The organism is Planktosalinus lacus, assembly GCF_014640155.1.
In the GTDB taxonomy this organism is placed as follows: Bacteria; Bacteroidota; Bacteroidia; order Flavobacteriales; family Flavobacteriaceae; genus Planktosalinus; species Planktosalinus lacus.
In genome coordinates, this window is the sequence record NZ_BMGK01000004.1 from 57,469 (window position 1) to 69,352 (window position 11,884).

Sequence of the window (11,884 nt, forward strand, 5' to 3'; positions counted from 1 at the left end):
AATATTGAGTCATTTGTGATTTTTAGTGCGCCAAATATATCAGGATTGAAAGTATAAAAAAACCCCGATATAACTATCGGGGTTTTTTAGAAAGAAAGGTTAAAATTATTTTTTAACAACTTTTTGAGTCAAGGTACCTTCGTTGGTTTCTACAGTCAATAGATAAACACCTCTGCTTAAATTTGAAACATCTATAGAACCATTTGAGTAAGTTACTCCTGTGTTTTTTCCTAAAATGTCGTGTAATGTTACACCTGTTACTTGGATATAAGATGGAACTTTTACGTTTAATACATCATCTGCAGGTGTTGGATAAACTGCAATATACTCAGAAAGGTTATCTCCAATTGAAAGAGGTACTTCTTCTCCAATAATGTTCATTACATAAGAATCAGGAAATCCACCTACATCAGCAGGAGTTGTTGGAAAATTAATTCCACAATCTGCAGATTGAAGGTAACAAGGTGCGTTTTCACCAGCTGTGTTATACCCTGGGAAAAATCTAACATCAGTAGCAGCACCACCATCAGGTGAGTTTACTTCAAATGCAATGATAGACCCTGCAGGAATTGTTGCAGATAAAGACTCTGTCACTACAGATAAATCGTTCGCAGGATCTGAATTATGAGTTGTAGAAGCAATCAATTCATACTCAGTAGCAAGAAATAAGTCCTCACTATCAACAACATATATATTTAAAGTCAACACATTATTAGCATCTGCTGTTCCTTGACCCCATTGAACTTCAGAAATTTCAAAATCCCCGGATACACCAAAATCTGCAAGATCATAAGATCTCCAAAAGGAATTGTTTCTGTATTCAAAGCTTACATTATCCCAGCAAGCAACACCGCCATCTGTAACGTTTTCAGGGTCAATAGATTGAGTTAGGGTAATTTGTGCGTCAGCAGCAAAACTAAAAAGTACAGCTACTAAAAAAAGAGTAATTTTTTTCATAATTTTAAGTTTTATTTAAATTAGTATGGAAACAAATATATACTTTTAAATTTATAACCTGAAAACCTCTTAAGATTAATTTATGTTAAAAAAAGTTTGTTTCCTCTTGTTTTCTTTGCTCATTGGCTGTAATGAATCTAAAACAATTCCTGAAAACACCGTTGTTTTTAATGACAACAAAACCCTACCATATCAAGAGATAATTTCTTTTTATATTCAACTGGCTGACAGCAGTCCTGCTATCAGTATGCAGGAAGTGGGGTCCACAGATGCGGGGCTTCCTTTACATATGATTATTTACAATGACGACTCAAATTTTAAGTTTGATGAATTAACTGGAGAAAAAGCAGTAGTACTCATCAACAATGGGATTCATCCCGGCGAGCCCGACGGTATAGATGCATCAATGAAACTGTTTTCAGACTTGGCTTCAAGCACTATCACACCGCCAAAGAACACAATCATTGTTTGCATTCCGGTGTACAATATTGGAGGCGCTTTAAACCGAAACAGTACTTCCAGAGCCAACCAAAATGGGCCGGAGGAATATGGCTTTCGCGGGAACGCACGCAACTATGACCTTAACCGGGATTTTATTAAAAGTGATTCCAAAAACGCACGGGCTTTTGCAGCGTTGTATCACAAAATCAATCCGGATGTATTCATCGATACCCACGTGAGCAATGGCGCCGACTATCAATACACACTCACGCACTTATTCACTCAACACAATAAACTGGGTGGTGAGTTAGGTAACTACCTGCATCAAACATTTATCCCGGAATTTGAACAAAACTTAAAAAATAAATCGTGGGATATTATTCCTTATGTTAATGTATTCAACCGCCCGCCCGATGCCGGTTTTACACAGTTTTTTGACAGCCCCAGATATTCCACGGGATATACCACCTTATTCAATACATTAGGGATGATGATTGAAACACATATGCTGAAACCTTATAAAAACAGAGTGGAAGGTACTTATGAGATTCTCAAAACAATGCTGAAACTAACCGATGAAAATTATAAAGAAATTAAAGAATTAAGAGCTGAAGCCAATGAACGATTTAAGTCCGGTACAAAATATCCCTTGCAGTGGGCAATAGACAGCACGCAGTTAACCAAACTCGATTTTAAAGGGTATGAAGCGGTTTACAAAAAAAGTAAAGTTACAGGCAATGAGCGGCTGTTTTACAATCGAGAAAAACCGTTTACCAAACAAGTGGATTACTACAATTATTTTAAACCCACTGTGGAAGTGAACATTCCCAAGGCCTATATCATACCGAAGGGTTGGTGGCATGTCATTGATTTATTAAAAATCAACCAAATTGAAATGCTCCCCATTCAACAAGACACACTTATCACCACTGAAAAATACAGAATTGAAGATTACAAAACCCGGAATACACCGTATGAAGGGCATTATCTTCATTATGAAACCCGTGTTTCAAAAACAACACAAAAAACCACTGTACCCAAAGGTGATTTTCTAGTTTATACCAATCAAGCCGGGCTGCGTTACCTTCTGGAAACACTTGAACCACAAGCCACCGATTCCTTTTTTAACTGGAATTTTTTTGATACTATTTTACAGCAAAAAGAAGGATTTTCACCTTATGTTTTTGAAGAAGTGGCTTTAGCACTTTTAAACGATAAGAAACAATTAAAACAAGAGTTTGAAGCAAAAAAAGACGATGATGAAAGCTTCAGAAACAATTGGTATTCAAAATTAAATTGGCTGTATAAAAGATCTGAACACTATGAAGAAGCACATTTAAATTACCCTATTTTAAGGGTTTTAGATTAATCTCCTGAAAAAATAGCTCTCTGATGTTTGCATAAGACTTGTGCAAGGCTTTAGAAGTTTTTTTGGGATTTTTCCAGGCTACTTTTTTTATACCTTCGCTTTTTTGGGGTTTTAATGTACCTTTAAAATTGGTTTTCATTTCAAACCAATAGGTTTCTTTCAGTTTTAATTTGCCGTTTCGTTTAAAAAAATGATAGGTAATTTGAAGTGGCTTTACAATTTCCAGGTCTTCAACTCCGGTTTCCTCTTCGGTTTCTCTTATGGCCGCCTCTTCAATGGTTTCCTTGTTTTCAACACGCCCTTTGGGTAAATCCCACTTGCCGTTTCGTTTGATAAACAAAATCTCCTCCTGTTCATTTTTCACAAGCCCTCCTGCTGCAACCACTACCGGTATTTTCTTTTTAAACTTTTGAAGAATCAATTCGCCATTAGGATAAAAAAGATATACCTGAGGCCATTTGTTTTTTGCAACTTTCTTTACAATTGTCTCCAAATCAGCTTCCTTAAGCGGAATGCACTTGGAATCTTTTTGATAAACCATCTCACTGGTGAGATAAATAGGTCTATCATTCACAAAAACTTTATACATTTGCAGTATGATTTTGAATAAAGAAACGGCACAAAAAACAGCCGACTTACTATTGCAAATTAATGCAATTAAATTACAACCACAAAACCCTTTTTTATGGGCATCAGGTTGGAAGTCTCCCATCTATTGTGACAACAGGATAATTTTATCGCATCCTCCCATTAGAAATTATGTGAGAGAGCAAATTGCACGGCAAATTGAAGAGCTGTATGGAAAGCCCGATGTGATAGCAGGAGTTGCTACCGGCGCCATTGGAATTGGGATGCTCGTTGCAGATTATTTAAACCTGCCGTTTGTATATGTGCGCCCCGAACCAAAAGGCCACGGACGACAAAATCAGATTGAAGGGCAGGTGTCAAAACATCAAAGTGTCGTAGTTGTGGAAGACCTGATAAGCACCGGAAAAAGCAGTTTAAATGCAGTAAAAGCCTTAAAAGAGGCTGAGTTGCGTATCAAAGGAATGGTGGCGATTTTTACCTATGGTTTTGATATTGCTGAAGCAAATTTTAAAAAGGAAAAAATAACTTTACATACCTTAAGCGATTATACCAGCTTACTTTCAGAAGCTGAAAAATTAAATTATATTTCTACCAAAGAACTTCAAACACTTCAAGACTGGAAATCAAATCCGGCTGAATGGAAAAAATAAAAAACCTATGAACCTGGAAAGCAATCAAGTGACCGTAAATAAATCTGCTACTGAACTGGTAGCCTTTTTAAGTGATGTAAAAAACTTTGAACAGCTAATGCCTGACAACATTAGTAAATTTGAAGTGATTAGGGAAAATGCATTTGTTTTTGCCCTCAAAGGCATGCCTGAAATTGCGCTGGAAATCAAAGAATCTTTGCCTCCAAATAAAGTTGTTTTAGGCGCTATTAGTGATAAACTTCCGTTTACACTTACAGCAGCTATCGATGAGGTAAATGAGCAAACTTCTAATACTCAGTTGCACTTTGAGGGAGAGTTTAACGCGATGATGGCCATGATGGTCAAAGGACCCATCTCAAAATTTTTGGAAACCCTGAGCAGTAATCTGGCAAAATTATAATCCGTTAAGTAGTTTAATTTCCTTTAAATCAAATTCTTTTTCACCAAGTTCAGTGGCTACCTGAAGTTTACCTGAATTTGAAACACCTGTTATCAAACCATTAAATTCATTTCCTGCAGGATCTTTGAAAACACTTAGCACACCTTTTCGATAAAGACAATTGAGATATTCACGCTTGATAACTGAATATGGCTGACTGTTTAACTTAAAAAATTGTTCGTTGATTTCATATACAATTTCCAAAGCAAATGTATCAATATCAATATGTTTACCAGTCAACATTTTTATTGAAGCTGCTTGCGGTAAATCTGGCATCTCTGTTTCATTCAAATTCAAACCAACACCAATAATTATCGCTTTTATCTGATCTTTTTTTAAAACAGGTTCCAAAAGCAAGCCACACACTTTTTTATTTGCTGACAGAATGTCGTTTGGCCATTTAATTTTTATATCGGGTAAATTGTAGAATGAGAGTACATTTTTTATGGCAATTGAAACCAGCATAGAAAGACAAAACCGGTTTTCAACATGAAATCCCTCAAGCCTCTTAAGTGCGCTCATCGTTAAGCTTTTCCCCTCTTGTGAATGCCATTCTGTACCCATTTGCCCGCGACCTTGAGTTTGCTTTTCAGCAACAACGGCAAGCTCATTTAGGGATTGGTCATTCCTGAGCAACTCTTTTAGGTAAGTGTTTGTCGAGGTAATGGCACTGATTTTGTTTATATTCATAAAAAATAATCTAAAAATTGCGTTAATCTTGTAAAGCAACAAGCTTCAGGAAACCAAAAAAGTAATAACTTTGCAAAAATAGTTGTTTTAATGACCAAAAAAGAAAACGAAGCAGATCAATTAATTACACAAATAATTCAAGGTATTGAAGATGTTAAAGGTCAGGATATAGAAATTCTTGATTTAAGAGCAATCGAAAACACTGTTTGCGACTACTTCATCATATGCAATGGTACCTCAAACACCCAGGTAAATGCCATTGTAAATTCCATCGAAAAATCAGTAAGCAAAAATTTAAAAGAAAAAGCCTGGCATATTGAAGGCTCAGACAATGCTGAATGGGTATTAATGGACTATGTAAACATAGTGGTGCATGTATTCCAAAAACACATCAGAGAGTTTTATGACATTGAAAGCCTTTGGGGCGACGCTAAAACAGTGAAAATCGAAACAAGTTATTAAAAAAATTGCAACATATTAATGGCAAACAATACAGACAATTCCGAAAAGAAACCACAGGACGAAGGCAATAAAAATAAAGACCTAAAACCAAAATTCAGTCCCTATTGGATTTATGCAATGATCATTTTTGCATTTATCGCAATCAATTATTTTGGAAGTGGCGGCTGGTCTGATCCGGCAAAAACCACTCCTGCCGAATTTCAAGAATTCCTGAAAGATGGTGATGTTGAACGTGTTGTTATTGTCAACAAAAATAAAGCACGTGTTTTTTTAACTGAAGAAGGCAAAGCCAAAGAGGTACATATCAGAAAAGTTGGAAATCAACCTCTTACTTCCAATACCCCTGCTTATCAATTTGAGTTTGGTGACCTTCAGAATTTTGAAAATGAGTTAAGAAAAACCAAAGAAGAACACAACCTGACAACCACTGTTGTGTATGACACCGAGTCTAACATGTGGGGTGATATTTTAATCACACTACTCCCCTTTGCAATCATTATTGCTATTTGGATATTCATTATGCGCAGAATGTCAAGCGGCGCAGGAGGAGGCCCAGGTGGGCAAATATTCAACATCGGAAAGTCCAAAGCACGGCTGTTTGACCAAAATACTGATGTAAAAGTTTCTTTTAAAGATGTTGCCGGACTTGAAGGTGCTAAAGAAGAAATACAGGAAATAGTTGACTTCCTTAAAACACCTGAAAAATACACTGCCCTGGGTGGTAAAATACCCAAAGGCGCTTTACTTGTAGGACCTCCGGGAACCGGTAAAACCTTGCTGGCAAAAGCAGTGGCCGGAGAAGCCAAAGTGCCGTTCTTTTCTCTTTCAGGATCAGACTTTGTTGAAATGTTTGTGGGTGTAGGTGCTTCACGAGTAAGAGATCTTTTTAAACAAGCCAAAGAAAAATCACCCTCCATAATTTTTATTGATGAAATAGATGCCATTGGTCGTGCCAGAGGAAAAAGTAATTTTTCAGGTTCTAACGACGAACGCGAAAATACACTCAACCAATTGTTGACAGAGATGGATGGCTTTGGTTCAAACGCCAACGTGATTGTGCTCGCTGCTACAAACCGCGCCGATGTTTTGGATAAAGCATTGATGCGTGCAGGTCGTTTTGACCGTCAGATCTATGTGGATTTACCTGACTTAAGAGAACGAAGAGAAATTTTTGAAGTCCATTTAAGACCTATCAAAAAAGAAGAAAATTTAGACCTTGAATTTCTGGCCAAACAAACCCCCGGATTTTCAGGAGCAGATATTGCAAATGTCTGTAATGAAGCAGCGTTAATTGCAGCCCGAAAAGGAAATAAAGCAGTGGGTAAACAAGACTTCCTCGATGCCGTTGACCGAATTATCGGTGGTCTTGAAAAGAAAAATAAAATCATCACCCCTGAAGAGAAAAAAGCCATTGCTTTTCATGAAGCCGGCCATGCAACCGTTAGCTGGATGCTGGAACACGCAGCCCCTTTGGTTAAAGTTACCATTGTGCCCAGAGGACAATCGCTGGGAGCTGCCTGGTATTTACCTGAGGAACGCCTCATTGTAAGACCCGAACAAATGCTGGATGAAATGTGTGCTACCTTGGGGGGAAGAGCCGCAGAAAAAGTCATTTTTGATAAAATTTCAACAGGAGCTTTGAGTGATCTTGAAAAAGTAACCAAGCAAGCCCGCGCCATGGTAACTGTTTATGGTTTGAATGATAAAATTGGTAACCTGACCTATTATGATTCCTCCGGTCAATCTGAATACAATTTCACTAAACCCTACAGTGAAAAAACTGCTGAAAGCATTGATAAAGAAATTTCAAATCTCATTGAATCTCAATACAAAAGAGCGATTGACCTACTTGAAAAACACAAAGACAAGTTAATCGAACTTGCCAATGTATTGCTTGAAAAAGAAGTCATTTTTAAGGATAACCTGGAAACAATATTTGGCAAAAGAGATTTTGACGATAGAGATGTTGTTTTAGACAAAATTGATCAGCCGGAAGAATAAGTGACATTGCCTTTCATTTAAATCAAAACTTAATTCGCTTTTGGATTAAGTTTTTTTTATATTTGGTGCCAAGCTGAAAAAACACCTCAAACAAGTTATTAATGAGTTTGTTTAAAAAACTATTTAAAAAAGCTAAAGACAAAGAATCCCCAAAAGAAGAAAGAAGTAAATATTTACCGGAAGTACCGCTACCTACTGACGAAAAATTCACCTACAACTTCAGAAAAAACGGAGGGAAATTTCTCTATTGCGAAAACATGGAGGAACTTGACGAAGCGTTTGACAATATTCTTTTGGAAAACGATTGGTATGAGAAAGATGTTTATTGCACCAATCAAAACCTAAAGTCAAAATTTAATTCCTACAACTTAAAATTTGTCGAAAAAAACAGTGCTACTTTTTTCTTTTCACAATGTGAATCACTGGTTGCAGATGTTGGGGCCATTTTAATTTCTTCTAACCAAATCAAAGAAAAAAAATTAAAAGAGCTGCCTGATAATTTTATCATCTTTGCAACAACAAGTCAGTTGGTTGACACCATTGGAGAGGGGCTGCGAAAAATCAAAAACTCCAATAAAAAAAGTATCCCCACAAATATTACTACCATTAAAAACTTCGAAAGCAAAAAAGAAAATGATTTTATGACCTACGGAAGTAGCTCAAAAAACTTATATTTGCTCCTTCTGGAAGACTTATAATATGAAGGAACTTTTTGTTAGAGCATTGTCTGGGGCTATCTATGTTTTTATTCTTCTAGGTTCTATTTTTCTCTCTGAACTTTCTTTTTTTATCCTCTTTTCGATATTAGGCATCATTTGTTTGAATGAGTTTTTAAAACTTATTCACTTAAAATCCATCGTTCTTTATGGAGTCCTTTTGTTGTTTATAGCCTTATTTTCTGTAGTTCAATTTGATTTATATGCGACAAAACTGCTTCTAATTCTCACCGGTTTTATCAATTTATTTTTATTGAAAGATTTGCTTTGGGTTAACATGATTCCAATGTACCAAAAGAAAAAATATGCTGTAACTATCCTTTATCTTATTTGTGGTTTCGTTTTCATTACACTCATCCCTTTTTATAATAATGTATATTCACCCCATTTGATAGCATCGGTTTTTATACTTATTTGGGCCAATGATATTTTTGCCTTTTTAATTGGAAAGTATTTTGGAAAAAGAAAGCTTTTTGAGCGCATTTCACCAAAAAAAACCATCGCCGGTTTTGTGGGCGGGATGATTGCCTGCATAGTGGCAAGCTTTTTTATTTTTAAATATCTGGCTATCTTTAGCCCGATCTTTTGGATTGGATTGGCCCTGTTGATTAGTTTTTTAGGCCCTGTAGGAGACTTAATCCAGTCAAAATTTAAAAGACAAGCGGGTGTAAAAGACAGTGGGAACCTGATTCCGGGACATGGTGGAGTTTATGACAGGCTCGACAGTATTTTGTATGCAGCCCCATTTATTTATACTTATATCATTTTAACAGATTATGTTTCATAAGGAAGGCCACATATTAATTTTAGCAGCACTGGCAACATTGATTGTACTAGCGCTTTCGTCTCACTTCTTTTTGGAGAATGAACTTCATAAAAAAATACTCGTTAGTGTTTTTATTATCTTTTTCATTCTCATTCTTCAGTTTTTTAGAAATCCAAAAAGGAGTTTTCAACTCAATGACCAAAATGTGCTTTCTCCTGTTGATGGAAAAGTGGTTGTGATTGAAGAGGTGTTTGACAAAGAATATTTCAACGAAAAAAGATTGCAAATATCAGTATTTATGTCACCCATCAATGTGCATGTGACACGATATCCTGTAGGTGGAAAAATTGTTTATTCTAAATACCATCCCGGTAAATATCTGGTTGCCTGGCATCCAAAATCTTCTGAAGAAAATGAACGAACCACTGTTGTGGTCAAGAATTCGGTTTTTGGTGATGTACTGCATAAACAAATTGCAGGGGCGCTCGCAAAACGCATAGTCAACTATGCAGTTGTTGGCGAAAGTGCTGTTCAAGCTGACGATAGTGGTTTTATCAAATTTGGCTCCAGAGTTGATGTCTTACTCCCATTGGATGCCAAAGTGAATGTACAACTCAACCAAAAAGTAAAAGGAGGAATCACAATCCTAGCACAAAAAAATGACAGCTGAAGAACTTGATAAAGCATTTTTGGAGTCTGTGGAAAGAGTCAACAACCACACAGACCCATTTCCGGCTGACTTACTGTTGCGATTATACGCCTATTACAAGAGAGCTAACGATAACAAGGACGACCCAAACAGTAAAAAACCACTCATCAATGCTTTTAAAGCCAACGCGCTTTTTCAAAACAAAGACCTGACACCCGAAGAAGCAAAAAAAGCCTATATAGATGCAGTAAACACCTATTTTCTCTATAGAAAATAAAATTACTTTTTCTTAAATTTTAACGGAAGGTAAACTACTTTTTTGGTTTCAAAAAAAGGTTCTTCAAAAAAATCTGTCAATAAAAACTCCTTAGCTTTAGAATACTCTTTCAACTCTTCAGTTAAGTCACCACCTTTTAAGTATAAAATGCCATTTTGAAGGTTGTGGATGCTTTTTTTGGCAATTTTACCTTCCACCCAATGCACAAAAGTGGGCATTGCCGCTACAGCACGACTTACGATGAAATCATAAGATCCCTGAACATTTTCCACCCTGTCGTTAGTGGTTTTTACATTTTGTATTCCTAAACCTTCCACCACCTGATTAACTACTTTGATTTTTTTTCCGATTGAATCTACCAGATAAAAATTGGTTTCCGGAAATAATATTGCCAAAGGAATTCCGGGAAAACCACCCCCTGTGCCAACATCTAAAATTTGAGCATTGGGCTTAAAATCCTGCACTTTGGCAATGGCCAGTGAATGCAACACATGCCGAAGATAAAGTTCATCAATATCTTTCCTGGAGACTACATTTATTTTCAAATTCCAATCGTGGTACAACTCTTGCAGCATAGTAAAGTGAACACGTTGCTCTTGGGTAATCTCCGGGAAATACTTAGTAATCAGATTCATAAACAATTTTAAGTGAGCAAAATTAATCAATTAAGATTTAATTTTTTGCCAATCCTAGAAGGAAGACTTGAATTTATAATTATATTTGTCAATATTAAAATTGCGTGTAAAACGTTATTACCAAAAAATACACAATGAATACAACCACAATTCGCTTCTCGAGAAAAGATCCTGCCAATTTTTTTAGAACTTTGAACGCTCGGGTCAACGATTATTTCAAAGAAAAAAATATAAAGAAAACGGGCAACTGGAAACTCCACTTGAAAACAATTGCCATGTTTGCAATTTTTTTAACACCTTATTTCTTATTACTTACCCTAAATATGCCCGGATGGGCTCAACTCTTGCTCACCATCGTGATGGGAGTGGGAATGGCCGGTGTGGGTATGAATGTTATGCACGATGGCAATCATGGGTCCTATTCTTCCAAAAAATGGGTCAATAAATTTATGGGGAGCACCATATACATCCTTGCAGGAAATGTTTACAACTGGCAGGTGCAACACAATGTATTGCATCATACCTATACTAACATACACGGGCACGATGAAGACATGGAAGCCGGACGCATTATGCGTTTCAGTAAACACTCTGAATGGAAACGTTTTCACAAATACCAGCATTTGTATTCTGTATTATTATACGGCCTTTTAACGTTCAACTGGGCTTTAACTACAGACTTCAAACAAACCCGAAATTATCTGAAAAGAAAACTTTCATATGGTGAGTTTCCTAACCCCGTCAAGCAGTGGAGCATTGTTGTGATTTCAAAAATAATTTATGTCTCAATCTGGATTGTGATCCCAATGCTTATTCTATCTATCGCTTGGTGGAAAGTTTTGATTGGTTTTTTTGTGATGCATTATGTAGCAGGTGTTATCTTAAGTGTTGTTTTTCAATTAGCTCATATGGTAAAGGATGCACAAATGCCGCTTCCCGATGAAACAGGAACCATGAAGAATACCTGGGCCATACACCAATTATACACAACGGTAAATTTTGCCACCAAAAACAAAATAGTAAACTGGTATACAGGTGGCTTAAACCATCAGGTAGAACATCACATTTTTCCAAACATTAGCCACGTGCATTACACCAAGATTTCAAAAATTGTGAAAGAAACTGCCAGAGAGTTTGATTTGCCTTATCACGAATACAAAACAACACGCAATGCCATTTTTTCTCATTTCAGTCACCTGAAGGAAATGGGAATGAAACCAGCTTTAAGTGCATAAACAGTAGAA

General features: G+C 36.5%; 14 protein-coding genes. 10 read left to right on the plus strand and 4 right to left on the minus strand.

All coding sequences use genetic code 11. From position 1 onward, the window contains the following. Nucleotides 1-105 precede the first annotated feature (105 nt). A complete protein-coding gene (locus IEV69_RS05560; protein WP_188440337.1) occupies nucleotides 106-957 on the minus strand; it encodes a T9SS type A sorting domain-containing protein in 852 nt (283 codons plus the stop codon). Between the two features lie 82 nt (nucleotides 958-1,039). Between IEV69_RS05560 and IEV69_RS05565 the strand changes: the two genes are divergently transcribed. Beyond that, nucleotides 1,040-2,767 (plus strand): M14 family metallopeptidase, encoded by a 1,728-nt coding sequence (locus IEV69_RS05565; RefSeq protein ID WP_188440339.1) that lies wholly within the window; start codon nucleotides 1,040-1,042, stop codon nucleotides 2,765-2,767. Here IEV69_RS05565 and IEV69_RS05570 read toward each other — a convergent pair. After that, nucleotides 2,745-3,356, minus strand: coding sequence for an NUDIX hydrolase (locus IEV69_RS05570; RefSeq protein ID WP_188440341.1), 612 nt, complete (start codon nucleotides 3,354-3,356; stop codon nucleotides 2,745-2,747). The two genes, IEV69_RS05565 and IEV69_RS05570, sit on opposite strands and share 23 nt — an antisense overlap. Nucleotides 3,357-3,363: 7 nt before the next feature. On the opposite strand from IEV69_RS05570, the gene pyrE reads away from it, so the two are divergent. Further along, nucleotides 3,364-4,005: an orotate phosphoribosyltransferase gene (gene pyrE / locus IEV69_RS05575; RefSeq protein WP_188440343.1), complete on the plus strand. Its 642-nt coding sequence runs from the start codon at nucleotides 3,364-3,366 to the stop codon at nucleotides 4,003-4,005. A gap of 7 nt (nucleotides 4,006-4,012) precedes the next feature. Continuing rightward, on the plus strand, nucleotides 4,013-4,405 hold the full coding sequence (locus IEV69_RS05580) for an SRPBCC family protein (RefSeq protein ID WP_188440345.1): 393 nt from the start codon (nucleotides 4,013-4,015) through the stop codon (nucleotides 4,403-4,405). Here IEV69_RS05580 and IEV69_RS05585 read toward each other — a convergent pair. Next, entirely contained in the window at nucleotides 4,400-5,134 is a 735-nt protein-coding gene (locus tag IEV69_RS05585; RefSeq protein ID WP_188440347.1) for a biotin--[acetyl-CoA-carboxylase] ligase, read from the minus strand. The two genes, IEV69_RS05580 and IEV69_RS05585, sit on opposite strands and share 6 nt — an antisense overlap. Nucleotides 5,135-5,224: 90 nt before the next feature. Between IEV69_RS05585 and rsfS the strand changes: the two genes are divergently transcribed. The 6 genes from rsfS to IEV69_RS05615 all read left to right on the plus strand — a co-directional run bounded on the left by rsfS (nucleotide 5,225) and on the right by IEV69_RS05615 (nucleotide 10,005). Continuing rightward, a complete protein-coding gene (gene rsfS / locus IEV69_RS05590) occupies nucleotides 5,225-5,596 on the plus strand; it encodes a ribosome silencing factor (RefSeq protein ID WP_188440349.1) in 372 nt (123 codons plus the stop codon). Between the two features lie 18 nt (nucleotides 5,597-5,614). After that, the gene (ftsH, locus tag IEV69_RS05595) at nucleotides 5,615-7,597 is read left to right on the plus strand and encodes an ATP-dependent zinc metalloprotease FtsH (RefSeq protein ID WP_188440351.1); all 1,983 of its coding nucleotides are present in this window, start codon (nucleotides 5,615-5,617) and stop codon (nucleotides 7,595-7,597) included. Between the two features lie 101 nt (nucleotides 7,598-7,698). Next, a complete protein-coding gene (locus tag IEV69_RS05600) occupies nucleotides 7,699-8,295 on the plus strand; it encodes an LUD domain-containing protein (RefSeq protein WP_188440353.1) in 597 nt (198 codons plus the stop codon). A 1-nt stretch (nucleotide 8,296) separates the two neighbouring features. Beyond that, on the plus strand, nucleotides 8,297-9,100 hold the full coding sequence (locus tag IEV69_RS05605; protein ID WP_188440355.1) for a phosphatidate cytidylyltransferase: 804 nt from the start codon (nucleotides 8,297-8,299) through the stop codon (nucleotides 9,098-9,100). Next, on the plus strand, nucleotides 9,090-9,749 hold the full coding sequence (locus IEV69_RS05610; RefSeq protein WP_188440358.1) for a phosphatidylserine decarboxylase family protein: 660 nt from the start codon (nucleotides 9,090-9,092) through the stop codon (nucleotides 9,747-9,749). Before IEV69_RS05605 ends, IEV69_RS05610 begins: the two co-directional genes overlap by 11 nt. Further along, nucleotides 9,739-10,005, plus strand: a complete 267-nt coding sequence (locus IEV69_RS05615; protein ID WP_188440360.1) for an acyl-CoA-binding protein — start codon at nucleotides 9,739-9,741, stop codon at nucleotides 10,003-10,005. Before IEV69_RS05610 ends, IEV69_RS05615 begins: the two co-directional genes overlap by 11 nt. Before the next feature lie 2 nt (nucleotides 10,006-10,007). Here the strand turns inward: IEV69_RS05615 and rsmG are convergent, their stop codons facing one another. Then, nucleotides 10,008-10,640: a 16S rRNA (guanine(527)-N(7))-methyltransferase RsmG gene (gene rsmG, locus IEV69_RS05620; protein ID WP_188440362.1), complete on the minus strand. Its 633-nt coding sequence runs from the start codon at nucleotides 10,638-10,640 to the stop codon at nucleotides 10,008-10,010. 134 nt (nucleotides 10,641-10,774) lie between these two features. On the opposite strand from rsmG, the gene IEV69_RS05625 reads away from it, so the two are divergent. Further along, the gene (locus IEV69_RS05625) at nucleotides 10,775-11,875 is read left to right on the plus strand and encodes a fatty acid desaturase family protein (protein ID WP_188440364.1); all 1,101 of its coding nucleotides are present in this window, start codon (nucleotides 10,775-10,777) and stop codon (nucleotides 11,873-11,875) included. Nucleotides 11,876-11,884: the final 9 nt, after the last annotated feature.